Source organism: Acidovorax sp. Leaf78, assembly GCF_001422735.1.
Taxonomy (GTDB): Bacteria; Pseudomonadota; Gammaproteobacteria; order Burkholderiales; family Burkholderiaceae_C; genus Acidovorax.
Genome location: NZ_LMLZ01000023.1, coordinates 47120 through 68871 on the forward strand (window position 1 = coordinate 47120; position 21752 = coordinate 68871).

The window sequence follows — 21752 nt, forward strand, 5'->3', positions numbered from 1 at the left end:
GCTTTCAAAAGTGGGTTGCGCATGCGGTGGAGGCACAGCCGGCCCGATGGGCGGCTGCGCGCTCCACGCTCAGGCTGCCTGGGCGATGGGGATGACCTTGGCTGCACCGCGCACGCGCTCGTCGGCGGTGGCAGGCCGGATCTGACCGCGCTCTTCCACGAACAGCACGTTCTCGTCGCCCTTGTCGCTGTTCACGAACGAGCGGAAGCGCTTGCGCGTTTCGGGGTCGGTCACGGCGGTCTTCCATTCGCACTGGTAGGTGTCCGCCACATGCTGCATCTGTGCTTCGAGCTCGGCGCACAGGCCCAGGCTGTCCTTGATCAGCACGTCCGTGAGGTAGCCCAGGCCGCCTTCGAGGTTCTCGCGCCAGGTGCTGGTGCGCTGCAGCCGGTCGGCGGTGCGCACGTAGAACATCAGCACCCGGTCGATCATGCGCACCAGGTCTTCCTTGTTCAGGTCGGACGCAAACAGCTCTGCGTGGCGCGGCTTCATGCCGCCGTTGCCGCAGATGTAGAGGTTCCAACCCTTTTCGGTGGCGATGATGCCGATGTCCTTGCCCTGCGCCTCGGCGCATTCACGCGTGCAGCCGGACACGCCGAACTTGATCTTGTGCGGCGAGCGCAGGCCCTTGTAGCGGTGCTCCAGCTCTACCGCCAGGCCCACGCTGTCGCCCACACCGTAGCGGCACCAGGTCGAGCCCACGCAGCTCTTGACCGTGCGCAGCGACTTGCCGTACGCATGGCCCGACTCGAAGCCCGCGGCAATCAGCTCTTCCCAGATGGTGGGCAGTTGCTCGACACGCGCGCCGAACAGGTCCACCCGCTGGCCGCCCGTGACCTTGGTGTACAGGCCGTATTTCTTGGCCACCTGGCCCACGGCGATCAGGCCGTCGGGCGTGACCTCGCCGCCAGGCATGCGCGGCACCACCGAATAGGTGCCGTCCTTCTGGATGTTGCCCAGGTAGTAGTCGTTGCTGTCCTGCAGGCCCGCCAGCTCCTTCTTGAGCACGAACTCGTTCCAGCACGACGCGAACACGCTGGCCGCCACAGGCTTGCAGATGTCGCAGCCCAAGCCCTTGCCGTGCTTGGCCAGCAGGTCGTCGAAGCTCTTGATCTCGCCCACGCGCACCAGGTGGTAGATCTCCTGGCGCGAATACGCGAAGTGCTCGCAGATGTGGTTGTTCACAGCCATGCCGCGGCGCGACATTTCCATCTTCATGACCTGCGTGACCAGGGGCACGCAGCCGCCGCAGGTGGCACCCGCCTTGGTGCAGGCCTTCATCTCAGCGATGGTGCAGGCGCCCTCGCCCACCGCGGCGCAGATGGCGCCCTTGGTGACGTTGTTGCACGAGCAGATCTGCGCTGCATCGGGCAATGCTTCCACGCCCAGGCCAGGCTTGGCTTTGCCGTCGCTGGACGGGAAGATCAGGAACTCGGGGTCTTCAGGCAGCGCGATGCCGTTCAGGGCCATTTGCAGCAGCGTGCCGTATTCGGTCGCGTCGCCGATCAGCACGGCGCCGAGCAGTTGCTTGCCGTCCTCGCTGATCACGATCTTCTTGTAAATCTGGCGGCGCTCGTCCACGTACTGGCACGTGCGGCTGTGGGGCGTGCGTCCGTGTGCGTCACCGATGCTGGCGACATCCACGCCCATCAGCTTGAGCTTGGTGCTCATGTCGGCGCCCACGAAAGCGGCGTCGGCGTCGCCCGCGATGTGGCGTGCTGCGACGCGGGCCATGTCGTAGCCCGGGGCCACCAGGCCGAAGGTCTGCTCGTTCCACGATGCGCATTCGCCGATGGCGTACACGTCGTGGTCGCTGGTGCGGCAGGCGCTGTCGATAGCCACTCCTCCGCGCGGACCGACGGCCAGCAGGGATTGGCGGGCCAGCTCGTCGCGCGGGCGGATACCGGCAGAGAACACGATCATGTCGGTCTCGAGATAGGTGCCGTCGGCAAACACCATGCGGTGGCGCGCGCGGGCACCATCGGTGATCTCCTGCGTGTTGCGGCCGGTGTGCACGGTGACACCCAGCTCTTCGATCTTGGCCTGCAGCACACGGCCGCCGCCCTCGTCCACCTGCACGGCCATGAGGCGTGGAGCGAACTCGACCACGTGGGTTTCCAGGCCCATGTCGCTCAGCGCCTTGGCGCATTCCAGGCCCAGCAGGCCACCGCCCACGACCACACCGGTCTTGGACTTGGCGCCCGAGGCCTGCATGGCCTCCAGGTCCTCGATGGTGCGGTAGACGAAGCAGTGGTCACGGTCACGCCCGGCCACCTGCGGCACGAAGGGGTTGGAGCCGGTGGCCAGCACCAGCTTGTCGTAGGTCAGCACTTCCCCATCGGCCGTGGTCACGGTGCGGGTGCGGCGGTCTACCGATGCGGCCCGTGCGGCCAGGCGCAGGGTGAAGCCGGTGCGCTCGAAGAAGCCGGGCTCGACCAGGGAGAGTTCGTCGGCCGAGGTGCCGCTGAAGAAGGCGGAGAGGTGCACCCGGTCGTAGGCAGCGCGGGGCTCTTCGCACAGCACGGTGACTTCCACGCCGGTCATGCCGGTTTCCGCCAGGCTTTCGAGGAACTTGTGGCCCACCATTCCGTGGCCGATGAGAACAATTTTCATGATCGTGGTCCTGCAATGACCCGGCTGACCTGGAGAGCTCGGAGCAGGATGGGCATGCGTTGCCGGACCGTGGGGTCGGCGCCGCACCCTCACCCTCCGCGGTAGCACGGGTGTGGTTTGGAACAACCAGGCGAAGAGGCATCGAAGCCAAGGCCCGCCTGGGTTCCGCCATCATTAGCGGAGGGTTGTTGTCGGTCCCACGGGCAGCTTTACCAACGGGGTTGCTCTCTCATCGCAATATCCATGCCGAGGCTTGATTGCCCTGAAAGGCAGGCTCTGCGCGCCTTTCAGAGATGGCGCTGCAAGCGCGAGCCGCACAGAATCCGCGGTGTCGCATCAATGCGGTGCAGGGCATCCCCAACATAGGGCGATGCCAGAAGTCAGTCGGTGCATGGCGATGGGTGGGATCTATGGAGATCTGACGGGCAGGCAACCCGCAGAAGGTCGACGGGCGACGGCGCAGTTTCTGTGGCCCAGCAAACCAGCCAGCCTGGGCCCCGGCTGGCTGCAGCGCCTGCCTGCGGCCAATTTTTCGTTTTCAAATCCGTCACGCGGGCGCAAACTCCAGCCACCACCGGTAGCCCAGGGACAAAAACTCCCCTTCCGAGACACCACCACCATGACCGAACGCAGATCCACATCAGACCGGCGCAGCGGCGCAGACCGCAGGCAAGAGGAACAAGGCCCTCCCAGCAACTACGAGCGGCGCCGCACGGTCGAGGCCAGGCAGCCTGAGCTGACCGAGTTGCACTTGAGCGACGAAGAACTTCACGCGCTGGGGTTCACGCCTGACGCGCCGGCACCCAAGAAACCACAAGGTTCGGCCTGATCCGATCCACGCAGCGGTAGCGGCCTGTGAAAGGCGCGCTCCGGGTCAGAGCTCTCAGTGGTCGGTATCGGCCACAGCGATCACCCGGTGCGCCACCATGTCCAGCGCGGGCCGGGTGTTGCCCTGCTTGTCCGTCCACACCTTGGGCACCAGGCTGCCTGCAACGGCCAGCGCATCGCCGTCACGCAGGTGGTGCAAGGATGCGCGCACATCGCTGTCAAACGCGATCACGTTCACAAACAAGGTCTCGCCGTCGGCCGTGGTGGCGCGCACCTTGGCCACGGTGAAGGGCTTGCCCGTCTTGTCGGTCCGCTGCTCGGCGTCGCCTTACAGACGCCCTGACACCAATCCATCGATCATGTGAGTCCTTGACCCCGAGGACGCACGGGGCGTGCGTGGCAACGAGGGCTGGTTGTTTGTGGGCGCCTGCTGAGGCGGGCCGTGGAGGACACGGCTGCAGTACCCAGGGGATGAGCAGCGGCGATTCGATAGCGCCAGCAAAAAAGCCCAGAACCTTTCGGTTCTGGGCTTTTGCTATCAATGGTCGGCGTGGCGGGATTCGAAATACCGCGTGAAACCCGCTTCAAACCTAGCAAAAGTCCAAAAGGCGTTTAGGGTTGCCCCTAAAGTTGCCCCATGCACCAAATTGTTGCGATTGTCCCACAGCTGCGATTGCGTCAGTTCAACGGGCCGGACTGCCCTGGCTCGTCACCCTGCATGACGTTATTCACCGTGGCCTGGCGCACCATCAAAACGAACTCTTTTTCATAGTCTGAGCGCGCGGCGTGCGCTGGCCCGTGGTCTGCGATGTCGCAGAACGCTATGTACTCGTTCATGATTTCGATCTTGTTTTCGGACTGGCGCACGGCCGCCAGCAGCAGCGCGTTGACGGATTCCAGCAGCGCAATCGTCTGTGACGCCCTCTCCTGCTGAAACTCCATCTGCTCCTGCAGCAGGTTCACCTGTTCTTGCAACGTCAGTTCATCAGCCATGCGGGACTCCTTCATTCAACAAAAATTGGCAGCTCGATCTGCCGGGTGGGGTCCTGCGGGCCGTGCTTGAACAGCGCGACCGGCGGTAACTGGATCAGGGCCTCCGCCTGCTCAATCGTGCCGCGCAGCCAAGCATCCCAGTCACCCTTTTCTAACGGCACAACGGTGCGCTTGTCCTGCATGTGGGGCGGGCGCTCGGGGTCGGGCCGGTGCATCAGCCTCAGCAGCGGATGCACGTCGCAGTTCTGCGTGACCATGGTGAAGTTGAGCAACACCTCGCCAGTGGCCGGGTCGGTCCACTCGTTCCACAGGCCGGCCAGGCCCCACGGCTCGCCATCGGCGCGGGCGAACTGCCATGCCGTGTGTACGCCGTCCTGCCAATACGGTTCGACGTAGCTCTGCGCGGGGATGATGCAGCGCTGACCACGGCGCCACGGGCCGCCGTAGGTCCACGATTTGGCCATCCCCTCGCGCCTTGCGTTGACGGTCGACAACCGCTTGCCGTCCTTGCCCTTGGGAATGCTGGTTTGCGAGTCCGGCGGGATCATGCCCCACTGGCCCACAACAAGCTCCGCGGCCTGCCCAGCGCCCCGCAAGAACGGCCCGCGGTACAGCGGGCTCATCTTGTCGCGCCACTCTTCCTCAGGCAGATCACCGAAGTGCAGAACAAGCTGCTCGCGGCCGGGAACGTCGTAGAAGGTGCACATGCAGCACATTCTGCCGCGCATCGGATACACTGTAAATATGTACAGTCTTTTGGATTCCCCGCTGCCGGTGCCCTACGACATTCTGCCGCGCATCGGATACACTGTAAATATGTACAGTCTTTTGGATTCCCCGCTGCCGGTGCCCTACGACGTGGCCGTGCAGTCGCTCGCTCTGCCAATCTGCGGCGTGAGCGTGCGCGCGGGGTTTCCGTCGCCAGCAGATGATTTTGTGGTGGAGCGGCTGGACATCATGCAGCTGCTGGTGGTACATCCACAGGCGACTTACTTTTGGCGCGTAAAAGGCGACTCTATGCGCGATGCAGGGATTGAAGACGGCAGCATCATCGCGGTGGACAAGGCAATACGGCCGAAGCATGGGCTCATCGTCGTGGCAATCGTGGACGGCGAGTGCACGGTGAAGTACCTCTACCAACGCGCAGGCCGCATCAAGCTGCGCGCGGNTACGGCCGAAGCATGGGCTCATCGTCGTGGCAATCGTGGACGGCGAGTGCACGGTGAAGTACCTCTACCAACGCGCAGGCCGCATCAAGCTGCGCGCGGCCAATCCCACGTATCCGGACATCATCCCTCGCGACAGCCAGACGATTGACGTGTGGGGCGTCGTGCGCGGGTGCGTGAAGATTTTCCCGACCTCCTGACCGGAACGCCTGCGCGTGAATCTCTATGTACGCCCTGGTCGATGGGAACAACTTCTATGTGAGCTGTGAGCGCGTGTTCCGGCCCAGCCTGCAGGGCCGGCCAGTGGTGGTGCTGAGCAACAACGATGGCTGCGCCATTGCTCGCTCCAACGAGGCCAAAGCGCTGGGAATCAAAATGGGCGCGCCGTGGTTCCAGATCCAGCACATGGAAGAAACCCACGGGGTGGTGGCCCTGAGCGCGAACTTCACACTGTACGGGGACATGAGCAACCGCATGATGAGCCTGGCCGCCGGCCTGGGGCCCACGCAGGAGATTTACTCCATCGACGAGAGCTTTGTCGGGCTGCATGGCATGCGCGGCGACCTCACGAAGCGCAGCCGGGCAATCCGGGAGCGCATCGACCGCTGGGTGGGCATCCCCTGCGGAGTAGGCATTGCGCCCACGATGACGCTGGCCAAGCTGGCGAACCACATCGCGAAGACGGCAGAGCGCAAGCCCGGCAGCTACCCCAGCGAACTGGCCCAAGTCTGCAACCTGACCGCCCTGCCCGCTCAGGATTTCGAGGACGTCCTGGCGGCGACGCTGGTGGAAGAAGTGTGGGGCGTAGGCCGCAAGATCGGCGCGCAGCTGCACGAGGGCGGCATTCACACAGTGCTGGACCTTGTGCGCATGGACCCGGCCACCGTGCGCCGGCGCTGGAGCGTCGTACTGGAGCGCACAGTGCGGGAGCTGCAAGGCATGCAGTGCATGCAGCTGGACGATGCGCCGGACCCCAAGAAAGAAATTGCATGCACTCGATCATTCGGCAGCACCGTGACGGATCTTCCCCCGCTGGTCGAGGCCGTGAGTGAGTTTGCAAGCCGGGCCGCGGAGAAGCTGCGCAAGCAGGACAGCCTGGCAAGCCAGTTGCTCGTTTTCTGCCACACATCGCCGTTTCGCGACGGGCCGCGGTTCAACAAGTCGGTTGTGGTGCCGCTGCGCAGGCCCACGGCAGACACGGGGAAACTTGTATGGGCCGCGGCCGCCGGGATGCGGCGCATGTACGAGCCAGGCTTTCGGATGGCAAAGGCTGGGGTGATGCTGCTGGACCTTGTCCCGTGCAGCCTGGTGCAACGCGAGCTGGACCTGGAAGACGAGGACGACCGCGACCGCAGCAAGCTCATGAAGGCTATCGACTCGCTGAACAACCGTTACGGTAAGGGGACAGTGCACTCAGCAGCGACGGGTGGAAGCGTCAACGCCACGAAGGACTGGGGGATGAGGCAGGAAAGGCGCACACCGCAATACACCACATGTTGGGAAGATGTGCCAATAGCGCGGGCTTAGCACTCAGCTGCAGGGGTCTCACTCGGCGATTTGGACCTGCCGAAGAGCCTCCTCTCCACAGGTAAAACAGGTCACTCGCATCAAACCGGTGACCGACTTGGGCATCCACAGGAAATGGTAGGGCGCACGCCCATCCGCGTAGCCAAGCACGATCTCATTTGCCCCGCATTTGAGGCATTCCAAGAAGAGGTCCGGCCCGGTGGACGTGCCTGAGACATGTGCTGCCACAAGGGGGTTTGCATCCATGAATTCACTCTACAGAAAAGCGTTGCAACAAAAAATCCTGTTTAGAAAGGAAATGCAACATTAAAACTGTCTGACAAAGAGGCATTTATGCAGGTGTAACAGTATTGTTATGCAACACAACCTTCAACCCTTCGTCAACAGAGACCCTGTGTTCCAGCCGCTCGACTTGTCCGCGAAGTGGACTACTGGGGTCATTTCAAAAGTGCGCTCCGTCCGAGTGGCGGCGCTTTCCGGAACTCACGTGTATCAGGATGGTGACTACGTCCTGCCCCAAGCCATCGGCGTTTTGGAGTTGATGGGACATAGAGAAGGAGCAGTACGAACCGAACTGCTGATTGGCTTTTCGATCGCTGAGCATTTACCCCCACCTATGTTCTATCTGGACGACGCGCGGGCCCTCGGCACGATGTCATTGCCGGCTACATTCCTCGGTGCGTTTTTGCAGGTCGCTCAGCTCCCCAGCGCTCATTTCAGGATCAGCAGCAACGGTGAGTTGAACGCGCTGGCTTCCGATCCGGCGATGTTCCAACAGATCGGGGATCAATTTCGCTCGGTGTCGCAGGTACTGGAAGGATGACTCCGCCCGACGCTTGCGTGGCAGATGCTAAATTCTTTATCATTAAGGTGCCGCCCGCCCCGGGCGGCCCCCCTTCTTGCAATTGCCAGTTGAAGCCCGCCACAAGCGGGCTCTTTTTTGACTATCGAGCTAATCTGCAGCGCAAAGATGCCGCACCTAATCACCGTACTCGTCGCAGCAATTCATTCAGAGGCCACTGCTGGTCGTTCTTCGCCCAAGCGCATAGAACTGGGGCCGACCGAGTTCCAGGAATTTCAGGCCGCATACCGCATGGCGCTTGCTGCGGTACTGCACGACGTAGGAGACGTTCACCCTACATCGTTGCTTGAGGTGCCAATAGTGCAGATGTCAGAGCCAGGCGCTGCGCTAGTCCGCACGGACGGTCGGCGTGGTACGTTGGTACTCTAATTTGATTGCATTGGAGAACAGCTGTGCCACAAGACTTCCTAAAAGAACTCGTCAATCTGCCACTTCCGCAGACTTTCCACGATGAAGCGTCAATCGACAAAGTTCGGGTACTCGTTGCAGCTGAGCTAGTCGAGGCAAGTCTGCCGCCGCCAGGTGACTCGGGGTCAGCCACCGTCACCTACATCACACCAGTGGGCAGAGCAACCGCAGCAGGGCCTCGACGCCCCCAGCGGTGAAAGCGTAGTTCCCACCGCAATACGGTGAGCGTGCCCGCAGCCGGCCAACAAAGCGCATCGAAATCCCGTCAAATCCCGTCATGTCGGGCAACCTGCAAAACGGCCACGAGCCCGCACCAGGCCTTACGCTGGCTAGGGTCGGCAGGGTCAGCAAAAACGGCCTATCAAGAGGGTAGGCGCGGCGGGGTCTCGACTGCGCGCCAGCGGGCCTGACGGGGGTTCGGCGGTCAATCGGTCGTCTGTGGGGAGTGAGAGGTGCGAGCGGCCAGAGGGGTGGCTCCCTCAGAGCTAGGCTCGCTCTGAGCCAACGCGCAACGGTGTGCCGCCTCACGCTCGCGGAGCGTGGCCAAGCTGTAGGGAAAAGGAGAACCACTCAGGGCCCAGGCCTAGCTGGTCAAGGCAAAGCTTGAGTGTCGATGGCTACGCGGGCTTGTACATCGTCTTCCACGTTTCTGGAAGCAATCGATACGTCCACTCGCTAGTGCCGTGAATGTGGGCGTCCGTGACAGTTGTATTCAGGCTGGACGCCAAGTGCCCGTCGATCGCAGCCTTGACGACGGTTTTGCCGATTTTGTTGAGTTCCGGCGATGACGCCAGCGTGGCGGCAACTCCAATTAGAACTGCGGTGAGTCCGTCGAGCTGACAGCCGCGTTTTTTGAAAGCTTCCTGCGTCTGCAAGAGGGCATCGGTCAAGGTTGCGAGCGATTCTTCCAACTGCGCAACTCGCGCCTGTAGCTGTGCCATTTCTGAGATGTCGCCTGTGGCCATTTGTGCCCCTGCTGTGTTTGTACAGGGCAAATCGTCTCAGATGTCCGGTGCTCGGCCCGTAGGCGTTGCCCCCGTCATCGTGCAATTCAGCGAGAGGATCAAGCATCTGCCTTTGCGCCATCACGGGGGAGCATCTCCCCTGCGTTACCGCATGCTTCACATTGGCCCGATCTTGTCGGCAGGACCAACCGCAACGCATTGCGGGGTAATCGCAGGCAGCTATCTATTTGGTAGCATCACCCTCACCGTCTCCCACGGTGTAGGGCTCGAAACGCACGACTTCCTCACCCAGCCACGCATTCAGCTCACTGAAACGCGCCTGCAACGGCACGATCTCATTGCGGGCAAAGACTTCGGCGGCCGGCCGCACGGCACCGAAGCCGCCGGTATTGCTGGGCACCACGCCCATGAGCTGGGGCGGGATGCGGTGGGCCGCCAGCAGGTCGTCGCGGCTCACGTTCTTGATGTTGAAAAACTCGTCCTTCGCGGCCACCTCGGACAGGGGGATCACCTGGATGCCGTCCTTCTTGCCGTTGGGCGCGTGCATGAACAGGTTCTTGAAGTTGCCCGGCCCCTTGCTCTTTTTCAGGGCATCGCGCAGCGCGTCGACGTCGCCCTGCTGCTGGGCCGCATCAGACAGGTACAGGATGAAGCCGGCGTGCGAGCCGTTGTTGTAGTACTTGCGCCGGAACAGGGTGGCCGACTCGTTGAGCCAGGCCGACTGGAGCGCGGCCAGGTACTCGGGCAGGCCGTACACCTCCTGATTCACATCCGGCTCCATCAGGTGGAACACCGCCCCGCGCTTGAATTCGTGTTCAGTCCTGTAGCCCTGCACAAAGAAATAGTTATCCAGCTCCGAGCCGCGCCGCATGTACTTGGCCAGCGTGTGGCGCAGCGGCAGCGAGCCACCCAACCGGTTGCGCGGGCGCTCAAGGTAGGCGTTGCCGAAGGTGAGAAAGTCCAGCGCGTACTTGCTGAACGTCGCGCGGTCCAGCAGCTTGTGCGGCTTGAACGTGCTGGCCAGCACGTTGCGTTTCACGTAGAGCGCGCTCGCGTGGTGCGGGCTCGCGCGGAACGACTTGGCCAGGCCGTCCCAGCTCAGGGGCGGTTCGTACCACTTCCCATTGATCCAGCTCTCCACGTAGTCCAGCATCTCCCCCTGCATGACGGGCGCGGGCTCGCCGAACGTGAAGGCCTCGATCTGTGAGCGCTCGCCCGTGGCTGGCGTGGTGGTGGCGGCCGTGTCGGCCTGGCTGGTGCCAGCTGTCATCAGAAAATCTCCATGAGTGATTGGTTGGCGCTGGAGCTGCCTTCCAGCGGCTCGTTGTCGAGGGCGTGCATGCAGGCCCATGCCAGATCCGCGTGCCCGGTTTGTTCGGTGCGGCCGGCGGTGTAAGTGGCCTGACTACCGCTGGGGGTTAAGGTGCGTTTGATCGACATGAAGGCCTGCGCCAGGTCAATGCCCACGGCGCCGTTGTCGAACTCGAGTCGGCCTTTGCTGATGATGCTTTTGGCCTTGAGCACCAGCATGGTTTTGACTTCCACCGAATAGTTGATGGCCTTGGCCGCCGGGTAGAACTTGCTGACCAGCTCGTACACGCCGCGGCCCATGCCGGTGGTGTCGATGCCGATGTGCGCGACGTTGTAGCGCTCCGTGATTTTCTTGATGGCATCGGCCTGCGCCTCGAAATCCAGACCGCGGAACTGCAGCGTTTCGAGCACGCGGAATTTGCCGCCGGGCGCAGCGGGCGGGGCCAGCACCACCAGCCCGGCCGAGTCGCCAGTGCGCGAAGGGTCGTAGCCCACCCACACCGGCCGGTAGCCAAAGGGCCGCAGCGTCAGCTGGTGCACGTCGGTCCACTCCACCCAGCTGTCAACCATGCAGGCCTGCAGCTCAGACAGCGGGAAGATGCTGAACGTGTCGTCCATGAATCCGCACATCAGCAGGTTGGCGAATTCCTCGGGGCTGTACTCGTGGCGCAGTTCTTCGATATCGAACAGGTTGCACCCGCCGTGCATGGCATCCAAGATCGTGACGATCTGGCGCCAAATCTTGTCCTCACCAGTGAAGCCGCCGGCCAGGTGCGTGTGCGACAGATCCAGCTTGATGCGGTCGGACTTCGCGCGCTTCCTGTTATAGCGGTCACCGCTCCACAGTGCATAGGCCGGGTGCTGGATGCTGGAAGGCGTGGAGAAGTAGGTCTTGCGCCAATGCTTGTGCATGGCCATGCCCGACGCCACCTTGTTCAGCTCGTCAAACTTGCGCGTCCAAAAGCACTCGTCAAAGTAAAAATTGCCGTGGTAGCCCTGTGCCGTCAGCGCATTGGTCCCGAGGAAATACAGCGTGGCGCCATTGCTCAAAACGATGGGATCGCCCGACAGCTCCACCCCGCAGGCCTCTTTGGCAAAGGCAATGATGTACTGCTTGAAGATGTGCGCCTGGGCCTTGGATGCCGACAAGAAAATCTGATTGCGCCCGGTCTCCAGCGCATCGGCCAGCGCCTCGCGGGCGAAGTACCACGTAGCGCCGATCTGCCGCGACTTCAAGATGAAGCGCGTGCGCTGATCGTGCGCGGCGCGCCAAGCCTTCTGATACCCGAACAGGGAGCCCGCGAAACAGTCCAGCAGCTGCTGGTGCTCGTTCTCATCGAAGTGGTTGCGCTCGGGCTGCTTCTTGGGCTTGTCGTTGCGCCGCTTGATGTTGGGATTGAGGTCCGCTTCCTTGCCGGTTTTCTCGTACTTGTGCACGCGGGCCAGGCGCTCGATCTGGCGGCCGAGTAGGTCAATTTCCTTAAAGTCGCCGCCGGTCTTGTTGTCCTTCATGACCAGCTGCGCCATGCGGGTTTCAATCACCGCTTCGACCCGCTCCACGGGTTGCGCCTTGTCCCACTGTTCGGCATCCTTCCACCCCTGCACGGTGGAGCGCGGTTCCTCGATATACGCCGCAATGGTCGTGATCGCCCACCCCTGCCAGAACAGGTGCCGCGCCGCGCGGCGCTTATCGGCCGCCAGGCCGGGACCGGGCAGTGTGGAGAAGGGCAAGGCTTTGGCGATGGCGTCAGCAGGCATGGCACCGAGTTTGGGCCGCCCACCTGTGAAAAAGCACACGCTCCCCTGCCCTACTGCATGTGCCTGAACGCTGCACATGCGGCATTGATTGATGGGTTCGCGCGACGGCGAGACGATGGCAACCACTGCAAACCATCGCACTCAACGCAACCGAGGAACCCACCACCATGGCATCCAAAACCACCGCGGCCAGCACTGACAAGCCGCTCAAATCGCGCTACTTCCGCGTGGCTACCGAAGGCGCCACAACTGACGGCCGCGCCATCACCCGCGACCAGATCAACCAGATGGCGAAAAACTTCGACCCGGCGAAGTACGGCGCCCGGGTGTGGGTGGAGCATATGCGCGGCCTGTACGCCGACAGCCCGTTCCGAGCGCACGGCGACGTGCTCGCAGTCGAGGCCCGCGACGTCGAAGACGGCAAGCGCGCGCTGTTCGCGCAAATCAAGCCGCTGCCCGAGCTGGTGGCCATGAACAAGGCCGGCCAGAAGATCTACACCAGCATCGAGGTGCACCCCAAGTTCGCCGACTCGGGCGAGGCGTACCTCACGGGCCTGGGTGTGACCGACAGCCCTGCCAGCCTGGGCACCGAGGTGCTGACCTTCGCGGCGCAAAAGCCCGAAGCCAGCCCGTTCACCAAGCGCAAGAGCGAGGCCGGCGCGCTGTTCAGTGAAGCGGTGCACACCGAACTGGTTTTCGAAGAAGACGAGACGCCCGAGGCCGAGCCCAAGGCGTCCAAGTTCAGCACGATGCTGGACGGCCTGGTCAAACGCTTCACCGGCAAGGCCAATGACGACGACGCCCGCTTTGCCGAAGTGCTCAGGGGCTTTGAAGCCTTCGGCACCTACGCCGAAGCGCAGGAAAAGGCGCACGACGACTTGAAGGCAGAACACGCAGCCCTGGCCAAGAACTTCACCGAGCTGTCGGGCAAGCACGACGCCCTGGTGAAGCGCCTGGAAGAAACCCCCGAGTCGGGCTTTACCGCACGCCCACCTGCAAGCGGCGGCGACGGCGCACCAAAGACCGACTGCTGATCCCCAATCGCTCCCAAACCACCCCAATCAATCCCCAATCCCTCACCCTGGAATACCGACATGCACGCCATCACCCGCCAGGCCGTTTCGGCCTATGCATCCCAACTCGCCACCCTGAACTCCGTGCCCAGCGCGGGCGAGAAATTCACCGTTGCACCCACCGTGGCGCAGACCCTGGAAACCAAAATTCAGGAGTCCGCGGACGTGCTCAAGCGCATCAATATCGTGCCCGTGCGCGAGCAACAGGGCGCAAAGCTGGGCCTGGGCATCGGCGGCCCTGCAGCCAGCCGCACGAACACGAAGCTCAAAGACCGCGCCACGCGCGATCTGTCCACGCTGGACGGCACCCAATACCACTGCTTTCAAACGAACTTCGACACCCATTTGGACTACGCCAAGCTCGACATGTGGGCGAAGTTCAAAGACTTCCAAACCCGTGTGCGCGATGCCCTCGTCATTCGCCAGGCCCTCGACCGCACCATGATCGGTTTTAACGGCGTGACCGCAGCTGCAGAAACCGACATCGCAGCAAACCCCATGCTGCAGGACGTCAACAAGGGCTGGCTGCAGCAGCTGCGCGAGACAGCGCCCGAGCGCGTGATGGACGAAGGTGCGGCGGGCGCTGGCGCCATCAAGGTGGGAGATGCTGCAGGCGCGCATTACAAGAACCTCGACGCGCTGGTAATGGACGCCCTCAACCTGCTGGACCCCTGGTTTCACAACGACACCAGCTTGGTGGCGATGGTCGGCCGCGACCTGCTGCACGACAAGTATTTCCCGATGGTCAACGTGAAGCAAGCGCCCACCGAGCAGCTGGCCGCGCAGGTCATCATGGGCCAGAAGGCCATCGGCAACGTTACGGCGGCGGCGGTGCCCTTCTTCCCGGGCGCATCCATCCTCATCACCAGCTGGGACAACCTGTCCATCTACTGGCAAGAGGAAACACGCCGCCGCATGTTCACCGACAACGCCAAGCGCGACCGGTACGAGAACTACGAAAGCGTGAACGAAGCCTACGTGGTGGAGAACCTGGGCAAGGCGGTGCTGCTGGAAAACATAGAGCTGGCCTGAGCGGGGCGCCATGACATCCCCCGCCCGAGCACACAAACTGCGCGTGCTGGCCGAGCTGTCGGCCAGGGCTGCGCCCCACGGCCATGAGGTCCGGGGCACCGCCTACGAACTGATGCTGCGCCAGCTCGCCGAACACAAACGGCTGCTCAAAAGCATCCAGTCTGTCGAACGCAAGATCGACGCAAAGCGCGAGCTGCTGGCCGTGTACGACGAATACCTGGCCGGCGCGCTCGCAGGCGGCCAGGGCGCGCACGACATGGTGCTGGTCACGCTGATGGTGTGGCACATGGATACCGGTTCCTGGGTTCGCGCCCTGGAGCTGTCCCGCTATGTGATCGCCAACGGCCTGGCGATGCCGTCCGAATACACGCGCACGCCGGCCGTGATCTTGATCGACATGGCGGCCACCGCAGCGCTGGACGGGAAGCTGTGTGGAGATGAGGCGGTGCGCGTGCTCGCAGATGTCGCGCAGCTGACCGAAGCCCACGACGCGCCCGACCAAGCGCGCGCCAAGCTGTTCAAGGCCATCGGCTATGCACTCCTGGGCCGCACCCCGACGACAACGCCCGACTACACAACGGTTGACGAAACCAAGGCCCGCGCGGCCATGGCGCAGTTTGCCCGCGCGAACGAACTGTTCGCGCAGGTCGGCGTGAAAAAAGACATGGAGCGTTTGGAGCGACGTTTGAAGAACGCCGCGCCAGCCTCCTGACCGAGCGTACCCCGCACCCTGGCGGCTCCGGGTGCCGCGACCCAAGGGCGCAAGCCCGGCGGTCAACGCACCCGGACCACCGCCACCTTATTCACCACCCCGAGGCCTACCCCGTGAGTTTCGTAGCCACAGCCAAACCCCCCGTTGTCGGCGCAGAGCTGCCCGTGCAAAACCACCCGTGGTTTCCTGCCATCTCGCCCGACCGCCTGCGCCTGGCCTGCCGACTGGATGGCACCGTCACGCCCGACCGCCTGCGCCTGGCGCTGGTGGCGGCCCTGCGCAGCGTAAACGGCGAGCTGCGTGCCTGGCGCGATGCGCACCAAGCCATGGGCTATGCCTCGCTGTCCGCCGTGCCATGCGATGAACTGGACGGCGCCAGCGAGAACGAAGCGCGCTATCTCCTGGCCGTCTATTCCCATGTGCAGGCCGACCTGGCCGAGGCGTATCGCGACATCAGCACCACGCCATCGAGCGACGGCAAAGGCGACCGCATCAAAGAAAAGATCGAGAGCCGGGCCGACTCCCACCGCCAGGCCATGCGCTGGGCTATCTCCGACATCCTGGGCATCGGCCGCACCACCGTGGAGCTGATCTGATGCCGCAAGCCATCGCCCGCGACCACGAAACGCTCGACCAAATTTGCCTGCGCACCCTTGGGACCACGCGCGGCACGGTCGAAGCCGCGCTGAACCTGAATCCCGGCCTCGCCGCCAAGGGCGTGCACCTGGCGGCCGGCGACTCCGTGCAGCTGCCCGACGCACCCGCCCCGACCACCCGACCAACCATCAACCTGTGGGATTGATCACCATGGACAGCGCAAGCATTGCCAAAGCCGTGGGTGTGGAAGTCGCAAAGGCCTCCCCGCCCGTCACCGTCGCCGCGAATCAGCAGGGCGGCTTCTTCACCCTGAGCCCAATCACTACCCTGACGTGCCTCTACCTGGCGCTGCAGATCGCCTACTTGGTGTGGAAATGGCAGAACGAACGCGAGGACCGCAACGCCAAGCGCTTGGGGGCGCAGCCATGAGCGGCAGCACACGCCAGCGCATCGCCGTCGCGCTACTGTCACTATCGGCCGCTGGCTTCGCCACATGGAAGGCCAGCGAAGGCGACGGCCCCACCAGTGTGCGCGCGGATGGCGCGGTGGTGCACCACCCCTACGTGCCCACGGCCGGCGACGTGCCCACCATCGGCCACGGGTCCACACGCTACGAAGACGGCACGCGCGTGAGTCTTGCCGACGCGCCCATCACCCGCCAGCGGGCCGAGCAGCTGGCGCGCAACCTGCACAGCGCGGACGAATTGCGCTTCAAGGCCAGCCTGCCGGACGTGCTTCTGTATCCCGGCGAGTTCGACCTGTATCAAGACTGGGTCGGCCAGTTCGGCAGCGGCAACTGGCGCAAGCCGCAGTCGCCGCGAACCTGGCTGCTTTGGGGGGACTACATGGGCGCATGCCATGCCCTGCTGCAGTGGCGGTTTCAGGCCGGCCGAGACTGCCGCCTGCCCGAGAACTGGGGGCCGAAGGGCTGCAAGGGCGTGTGGACCCGCCAACAAAAGAGGCATGCGGACTGCATGGCGATGCAATGAAAAAAGCCCTCAAAGCTCTGGCCATCACCGCGCTGGTGCTGGTGCTGCTCGCCGCCGCTGCCCTGGCGGCTGCCTACGTCACCTTTTGCGGTGGCCATCCGCACGGGATCTGCTGACATGCTGAGCACCATTAAAGCCTACGCCTGGCAGGCCGGCGCACTGGCACTGGGCGCACTGTTGATCGCGCAAACCTATCGCCTGCACTCCGAGCAACTGGCCCACCGCGATCTGATCGCCAGCACCGCCCGCGCATCCAAAGCGCGCACGGACGCTGTGCTGACCGATGAACGCGCCACCGCCGCGAATGAGTCCACCCACGCAACCCACACCCTGGAGGCATCCGATGTTTTCACCCAAGGCCAGCCGACGCGCGACGATGCTCTGCGCCTCGATCTGTCTCGCGCTGAGCGGCTGCGCAGCGATGCCGAGCGGCGAGCCGCAACCTATCGCGCGCAAGCCCAAGCCGACGACGCTGCCCGCCGCAGTCTTGCGGATCGACTTGAAACCCTCGACCGCCACATTGTCGAAGGCGTCCAAGTGGTCGGAGAACTCCGAGCGGTTGTTGACAAGCGAGACGCCGAAGTAGTCCTGCTGCGCTCTGTGATCGATGCTGACCGCCAGCTGTTGGAAGGCACGCCCGATGCTCAAGCCCAGTAGCCTGCGCGACCAACTCACGGCCGCCATTCCCTGGTTCGCGCAGAACCCCGAGAACCTGACGTTGTTCATCAACGCGGGCCGCATCATCACCACGGGCACCGGCACGCTGTCGTTTGAGTACGCCTACACCCTGCAGATCGTGGCGCTGGGCTACGCCGGCCACGCCGATGCGCTGGTGGTGCCGATGCTGGAGTGGATTTCCCGCAACCAGCCCGAGCTGTTGGACAACCCCGACAAGCGAGAAAAGGCCCTGCGGTTCAACGTCGAGTTTCTGACCGACATCACCACCGACATCGGTTTCGAGATCGACCTGACCGAGCGCGTGCTGGTGCGCCCGCGCGCCGGGGCGCCGGCCGGCGCCGTGGAGCTGCACCATGTGGCCGAGCCGCCGCACCCGGTCCACATCGACAAGCCCGAGCACTGGGCCCTGTGGATGCACGGCGAGCTGCTGGCCCAGTGGGACCACGACCCCCGTTAAGCCATGGACGATCTGCAGCGCCTGGAAGAGTGGCTTTCCCCACTGCTGGCCAAACTCACCGACGCCGAGCGCCGCGGCCTGGCGCGCGAGGTGGCGCGCGATCTGCGCGCGGCCAACGTGGCCACCATGCGAGCGCAGCAGGCACCGGACGGCATGCCGTGGGAACCCCGTAAGCCCAATGCCCTGCGCGAGGCACGCGGCGCAGTGCGTCGCAACGCGAAGAAGTCTGCGCCCATGTTCCAGAAGCTGCGCGCCGCAAAGCACCTCAAGGCACAGGGCCTGACCGACGAAGCGGTGCTGCAGTTCGTGGGCCGGGCTGACCGCATCGCCCGCGTCCACCACTTCGGGCTGGAAGACCGCGTAAAGCCAGGCGGGCCGACATACCGCTACCCAGCGCGGCCCCTTCTGGGCATCACCGAAGCCCAGATGGTGCGGATTCAGGAACTGGTGCTGACTCACCTTTCCCGGTAGCGACACAGCTGCATGTGCACGGGGTGCACACAGGCGCAATCGGGTGCGTTTTCGCGCGCACGCGGGCACCATCAATTGCATGGAACGGCCCGTTGCTCAATCTGAATCCCCCCTCGAAATCGGCCGCCGCATAGAGAACATCTTGCGCGCGGGAACCGTGGCCGAAGTGCGCCACGGCAAGCCCGCGCGCTGCCGCGTACGCAGCGGCGACTTGCTCACCGACTGGCTCCCCTGGACCAGCGGCAGCGCGGGCGGTGCATCGCGCCGCCAGTGGTGGCCGCCCAAGGTCGGCGAGCAGTGCATGGTCATGGCGCCCGGCGGCGACCTGCTCAACGCCGTAGTGCTGCCCGGTGTCTACAGCGACAAGGCCCCGCAGGGCAGCGAGAACCCCAACGCCTACCGCCTCGACTGGAGCGAAACCGAAGGCATGGAGCACGACGCGGGCGCCGGAATGCTCACCATCACCTGCGAACAAGGCATTACCCTGCGCGTGGGCCAGGCCTTCATAGAGCTGCGGCGGGATCGCATCGTCCTGTCTGCCGGTGGCGGATCTCTGGTGATCGACGCCGAGGGCGCCACCGGCTCGCCCGACGTGCTGGCCGGCGGCATCAGCCTGCGCAACCACGTGCACGGCGGCGTCAAGCAAGGCGACGACGACACGCAAGGCCCCAAATGAACCGCTACACCGGCCACTCCATCACCGGCCTGGAGCACTTGCGCCAGTCCGTGGGCGACATCCTCACTACACCCATCGGCTCCCGCGTCATGCGCCGGGACTATGGCTCCCTGGTGCCCGAGCTGATCGACCATCCCGACACGCAGACCACGCAAATACGCCTGTTTTCTGCCATCGCAAGCGCCCTGATGCGCTGGGAGCCGCGCATGCGCCTGTCGCGCATCCTGGTGGCGCGCGAGGCCGACAAGCCGGGCCGCCTGCAACTGACCCTGGAAGGCACACACCTGAACGAATATCGCCGCCAGCAGCCGCTGTCCCTGCAGCTCACTGTGACCGGCCGGCGTGGGGGTGCTGCATGACGATTCCCGACCTGAACAAGCTACCCGCGCCCACTGTGGTGGAGCAGCTGGACTTTGAAACCATCTATGAAGCCCACCGGGACGACCTGCTGGTGCGCTACCCGGCCGCCGCCGAAGTCATTGCGCTGGAGTCCGAGCCGCTGGCCAAGCTGCTGCAGGCCCACGCCTACCGCGAGCTGCTGTACCGCCAGCGCGTGAACGACGCGGCCCGCGCCTACCTGCTCGCCTTCGCCACGGGCGCCGACCTCGACCACAAGGGAGCCTTCTACGGTGTGCCCCGCCTGCCGGGCGAAACGGATGCACGCTACCGGGTGCGCATCCAGCTGCGCATTCGTGCCCTTGCCGGCAACGGCACCCGGGAGCATTACGAACTCGCGGCCATGACAGCGTCGCAGAACGTGCGCGATGCCATCGCTACGCAGCCATGGCCAGGTTCCGTGCGCGTGCAACTGTGGCTGCACGACACCAGCACGGCCGATGCCACACGGGCCGCCGTGCTCGCCGCGCTGACCGCCGACGACGCCCGCCCGCTGGGTGTGCCCGTGTCCGTATCGCTCGCCCGGCCTCGGGCTATCAACATCACCGCGGGCCTGGTGCGCGAGGCCGGCGCGCCTACCACCCTGCTGGCGCAGCTGCAGGCCGCCCTGCCCGCCGCCCTGGCCAGCTACGCGCGCCTGGGCCGCGCCGTGTCGCGCAGCTGGGTAACCACGCGCTTGCACGTGGAAGGCGTCGTGGCCGTGCGCTACCCCGACCCGACCGCACCAGCCGACATCACCCCCATGGCGGACGATGAATACCCCGTGCTGGGTGCCCTGCTGCTGATCGATGAGGGCATGCAGTGACCACCACCGCACCCCCGTCGCGCCGGCACCTGCTGCCCCCGCAGGCCACGCCGCTGGAACGCGCCATTGACCAAAGCGCCCCCCAGTGGGACGCCCTGGCCGCCGCATTCGGGCCGCCCAGCACTGGCACACCCGCTGCGTTCGCGCCCTGGCTGGCTGCAGAGTGGGGCCTCGCACCCTTCGCGCGCTACTTTCCATCGGTCGATGCGCTGATGGCCGCCGGCAAGCCCTGGCTTTTTGAGCGCGGCACCGCGGCCAGCGTGCACCGCGTGCTGGGCTGGGTCGGTTTCCCTGATGCGCAGGTGGACGAACGCGGCGCGCTGCTGCACATCAACCTCGGGCGCCCGGCCACCGCAGCCGAGATTGCGCGGATTGCCCACGTGGTGCGCGAGTCCGTGCCCGTGCACGTGCGCTTCTGGCGCGTGTTCTGGGACCATGACCGCCGGCCGCTACGACTGGACGCCGGCCAGCCGCTGGACACCGCGCAGCTCGATGGGTCTTCGGGCGTGTGGGTCAGCGTGGAAACCGGCGAACCGATCAAGGCCAGCTTCGGCACGAAGCACACCGGCAGCACCACCAGCACCGCAGGCCAGCCGCAGGCCGGCGCCCTGGCCGCCTACGTCGCCAAGCTCACCCGCAATGACAAAGCCGTGCTTGATTGCTGGCGCCTGGACTCCCGCCTGCTGGCCAATGAGTTCGGCGGCATCGGCGAGCTGATGCGCGGCGAGGTGCCCGGATACGTGCGCGTGCAAGGCGAGCGCGGCGTGCAAGGCACTGCCACGCAGGACGAAACCCCATGGAGCGCGCCACCTGCCGAGCTGGCAGGCACCGCCGACGCCATGGACGAACTACCGCCAGCCCTGCCGCAACCGCAGGGATGGTCCGGCACCTGGGGCGCCCTGCGCTGGCGCCCTGTCTTCATCGAATCGAAATCAACGGAGAGCAACTGATGGCAACCCTGCAAGACGATGGGCGCATTGCCCTGGCCATGGCCATGGCCGCACAGCCCGTGCATTTGACCTGGGGCCGTGGCCTGCCCGCCTGGGACGCTGTGCCCGAGCCCGAGCCCAGCAACGCCACCGCTCTGGTGGACGAGGTGGGCCGCCGCCTGGCCACGTTCGTGGGCTACGTGGAGCCCAACCCGGCCGGTGAAATCGAGCTGCCCAGCGGCAGCAAATACGCGGTGGTGGCCGGCCCAACCCGCTGGCTGTATGTGCGCGTGGTCTTCAACTTTGAAGACGCGGACGGCGAAACCATCCGAGAGCTGGGCATCACCTTCGGCGCCGCGCCCGTGGCCGGCCTGCCCGCTGGCCAGCGCTACTTCGCACCCGCGCAGATCGCCCAGCCCGGCCGCCTCTACACCCTGGAGCGCGTGCCCGCTTTCACACGCAATGGCGCCGTGCGCCAGACCTTCGAATACGTCCTGCCCTTCTGA

Annotated in this window: 27 protein-coding genes and 1 pseudogene; 20 read left to right on the plus strand and 8 right to left on the minus strand. The window is 64.6% G+C overall.

Annotated elements, in window-relative coordinates; translation table 11 throughout:
* Window positions 1-69: 69 nt before the first annotated feature.
* Window positions 70-2613 carry a nitrite reductase large subunit NirB gene (gene nirB / locus ASF16_RS20930; protein WP_056171847.1) on the minus strand — a complete coding sequence of 848 codons (2544 nt, stop codon included), beginning with the start codon at window positions 2611-2613 and terminating at the stop codon, window positions 70-72.
* Window positions 2614-3232: 619 nt separating this feature from the next.
* On the opposite strand from nirB, the gene ASF16_RS25665 reads away from it, so the two are divergent.
* Window positions 3233-3442 carry a hypothetical protein gene (locus tag ASF16_RS25665; protein WP_082517081.1) on the plus strand — a complete coding sequence of 70 codons (210 nt, stop codon included), beginning with the start codon at window positions 3233-3235 and terminating at the stop codon, window positions 3440-3442.
* 54 nt (window positions 3443-3496) lie between these two features.
* Here ASF16_RS25665 and ASF16_RS20935 read toward each other — a convergent pair.
* From ASF16_RS20935 to ASF16_RS20945, 3 genes and pseudogenes are all read right to left on the minus strand, one after another.
* Window positions 3497-3733, minus strand: a pseudogene (locus ASF16_RS20935) (single-stranded DNA-binding protein); the annotation flags it as partial.
* 386 nt (window positions 3734-4119) lie between these two features.
* A complete protein-coding gene (locus tag ASF16_RS20940; protein ID WP_156372167.1) occupies window positions 4120-4434 on the minus strand; it encodes a hypothetical protein in 315 nt (104 codons plus the stop codon).
* Window positions 4435-4445: 11 nt separating this feature from the next.
* Window positions 4446-5141 carry an SOS response-associated peptidase gene (locus ASF16_RS20945; RefSeq protein WP_056171850.1) on the minus strand — a complete coding sequence of 232 codons (696 nt, stop codon included), beginning with the start codon at window positions 5139-5141 and terminating at the stop codon, window positions 4446-4448.
* A 109-nt stretch (window positions 5142-5250) separates the two neighbouring features.
* On the opposite strand from ASF16_RS20945, the gene ASF16_RS26315 reads away from it, so the two are divergent.
* The 3 genes from ASF16_RS26315 to ASF16_RS20955 form a co-directional block, all read left to right on the plus strand.
* On the plus strand, window positions 5251-5602 hold a 352-nt coding region (locus tag ASF16_RS26315), incomplete at its 3' end, for a LexA family transcriptional regulator (protein ID WP_156372193.1).
* 54 nt (window positions 5603-5656) lie between these two features.
* Entirely contained in the window at window positions 5657-5800 is a 144-nt protein-coding gene (locus ASF16_RS26320) for a LexA family protein (RefSeq protein WP_369817133.1), read from the plus strand.
* Between the two features lie 25 nt (window positions 5801-5825).
* Window positions 5826-7127: a Y-family DNA polymerase gene (locus ASF16_RS20955; protein WP_056171851.1), complete on the plus strand. Its 1302-nt coding sequence runs from the start codon at window positions 5826-5828 to the stop codon at window positions 7125-7127.
* 18 nt (window positions 7128-7145) lie between these two features.
* On the opposite strand, the gene ASF16_RS20960 is transcribed toward ASF16_RS20955, so the two are convergent.
* Window positions 7146-7373: a hypothetical protein gene (locus tag ASF16_RS20960; protein WP_056171853.1), complete on the minus strand. Its 228-nt coding sequence runs from the start codon at window positions 7371-7373 to the stop codon at window positions 7146-7148.
* Between the two features lie 109 nt (window positions 7374-7482).
* On the opposite strand from ASF16_RS20960, the gene ASF16_RS20965 reads away from it, so the two are divergent.
* Window positions 7483-7950 (plus strand): hypothetical protein, encoded by a 468-nt coding sequence (locus tag ASF16_RS20965; protein WP_056171855.1) that lies wholly within the window; start codon window positions 7483-7485, stop codon window positions 7948-7950.
* A gap of 1064 nt (window positions 7951-9014) precedes the next feature.
* Here the strand turns inward: ASF16_RS20965 and ASF16_RS20970 are convergent.
* The 3 genes from ASF16_RS20970 to ASF16_RS20980 form a co-directional block, all read right to left on the minus strand.
* A complete protein-coding gene (locus ASF16_RS20970) occupies window positions 9015-9362 on the minus strand; it encodes a hypothetical protein (protein WP_056171857.1) in 348 nt (115 codons plus the stop codon).
* A 223-nt stretch (window positions 9363-9585) separates the two neighbouring features.
* Entirely contained in the window at window positions 9586-10632 is a 1047-nt protein-coding gene (locus ASF16_RS20975; protein WP_056171860.1) for a phage portal protein, read from the minus strand.
* A complete protein-coding gene (locus ASF16_RS20980; RefSeq protein ID WP_369817184.1) occupies window positions 10632-12431 on the minus strand; it encodes a terminase large subunit domain-containing protein in 1800 nt (599 codons plus the stop codon). Before ASF16_RS20980 ends, ASF16_RS20975 begins: the two co-directional genes overlap by 1 nt.
* A gap of 167 nt (window positions 12432-12598) precedes the next feature.
* On the opposite strand from ASF16_RS20980, the gene ASF16_RS20985 reads away from it, so the two are divergent.
* The 15 genes from ASF16_RS20985 (at window position 12599) to ASF16_RS21055 (ending at window position 21752) form a co-directional block, all read left to right on the plus strand.
* On the plus strand, window positions 12599-13465 hold the full coding sequence (locus tag ASF16_RS20985) for a GPO family capsid scaffolding protein (RefSeq protein ID WP_056171861.1): 867 nt from the start codon (window positions 12599-12601) through the stop codon (window positions 13463-13465).
* Between the two features lie 60 nt (window positions 13466-13525).
* Window positions 13526-14536, plus strand: coding sequence for a phage major capsid protein, P2 family (locus ASF16_RS20990; protein WP_056171864.1), 1011 nt, complete (start codon window positions 13526-13528; stop codon window positions 14534-14536).
* 43 nt (window positions 14537-14579) lie between these two features.
* Window positions 14580-15248 (plus strand): phage terminase small subunit, encoded by a 669-nt coding sequence (gpM, locus tag ASF16_RS20995; RefSeq protein ID WP_235507468.1) that lies wholly within the window; start codon window positions 14580-14582, stop codon window positions 15246-15248.
* A gap of 113 nt (window positions 15249-15361) precedes the next feature.
* Window positions 15362-15844 carry a head completion/stabilization protein gene (locus ASF16_RS21000; RefSeq protein WP_056171867.1) on the plus strand — a complete coding sequence of 161 codons (483 nt, stop codon included), beginning with the start codon at window positions 15362-15364 and terminating at the stop codon, window positions 15842-15844.
* Window positions 15844-16050, plus strand: coding sequence for a tail protein X (locus ASF16_RS21005; RefSeq protein ID WP_056171869.1), 207 nt, complete (start codon window positions 15844-15846; stop codon window positions 16048-16050). Before ASF16_RS21000 ends, ASF16_RS21005 begins: the two co-directional genes overlap by 1 nt.
* A 5-nt stretch (window positions 16051-16055) precedes the next feature.
* Complete coding sequence (locus ASF16_RS21010; RefSeq protein WP_056172241.1) at window positions 16056-16274, plus strand: hypothetical protein; 219 nt, start codon at window positions 16056-16058, stop codon at window positions 16272-16274.
* Entirely contained in the window at window positions 16271-16834 is a 564-nt protein-coding gene (locus tag ASF16_RS21015; RefSeq protein ID WP_056171872.1) for a hypothetical protein, read from the plus strand. The genes ASF16_RS21010 and ASF16_RS21015 overlap by 4 nt, the downstream gene beginning before the upstream one ends.
* 117 nt (window positions 16835-16951) lie before the next feature.
* Window positions 16952-17491: a hypothetical protein gene (locus tag ASF16_RS21020; protein ID WP_056171874.1), complete on the plus strand. Its 540-nt coding sequence runs from the start codon at window positions 16952-16954 to the stop codon at window positions 17489-17491.
* Window positions 17475-17969: a phage tail protein gene (locus ASF16_RS21025; RefSeq protein ID WP_056171876.1), complete on the plus strand. Its 495-nt coding sequence runs from the start codon at window positions 17475-17477 to the stop codon at window positions 17967-17969. The genes ASF16_RS21020 and ASF16_RS21025 overlap by 17 nt, the downstream gene beginning before the upstream one ends.
* Window positions 17970-17972: 3 nt before the next feature.
* A complete protein-coding gene (locus tag ASF16_RS21030; protein ID WP_056171878.1) occupies window positions 17973-18440 on the plus strand; it encodes a phage virion morphogenesis protein in 468 nt (155 codons plus the stop codon).
* Between the two features lie 79 nt (window positions 18441-18519).
* Entirely contained in the window at window positions 18520-19116 is a 597-nt protein-coding gene (locus tag ASF16_RS21035; protein ID WP_056172243.1) for a phage baseplate assembly protein V, read from the plus strand.
* On the plus strand, window positions 19113-19475 hold the full coding sequence (locus ASF16_RS21040) for a GPW/gp25 family protein (RefSeq protein WP_056171880.1): 363 nt from the start codon (window positions 19113-19115) through the stop codon (window positions 19473-19475). Before ASF16_RS21035 ends, ASF16_RS21040 begins: the two co-directional genes overlap by 4 nt.
* Entirely contained in the window at window positions 19472-20317 is an 846-nt protein-coding gene (locus ASF16_RS21045; protein ID WP_056171882.1) for a baseplate J/gp47 family protein, read from the plus strand. The genes ASF16_RS21040 and ASF16_RS21045 overlap by 4 nt, the downstream gene beginning before the upstream one ends.
* Window positions 20314-21267: a phage tail protein gene (locus ASF16_RS21050; RefSeq protein WP_056171884.1), complete on the plus strand. Its 954-nt coding sequence runs from the start codon at window positions 20314-20316 to the stop codon at window positions 21265-21267. The genes ASF16_RS21045 and ASF16_RS21050 overlap by 4 nt, the downstream gene beginning before the upstream one ends.
* Complete coding sequence (locus tag ASF16_RS21055) at window positions 21267-21752, plus strand: hypothetical protein (protein ID WP_056171886.1); 486 nt, start codon at window positions 21267-21269, stop codon at window positions 21750-21752. The genes ASF16_RS21050 and ASF16_RS21055 overlap by 1 nt, the downstream gene beginning before the upstream one ends.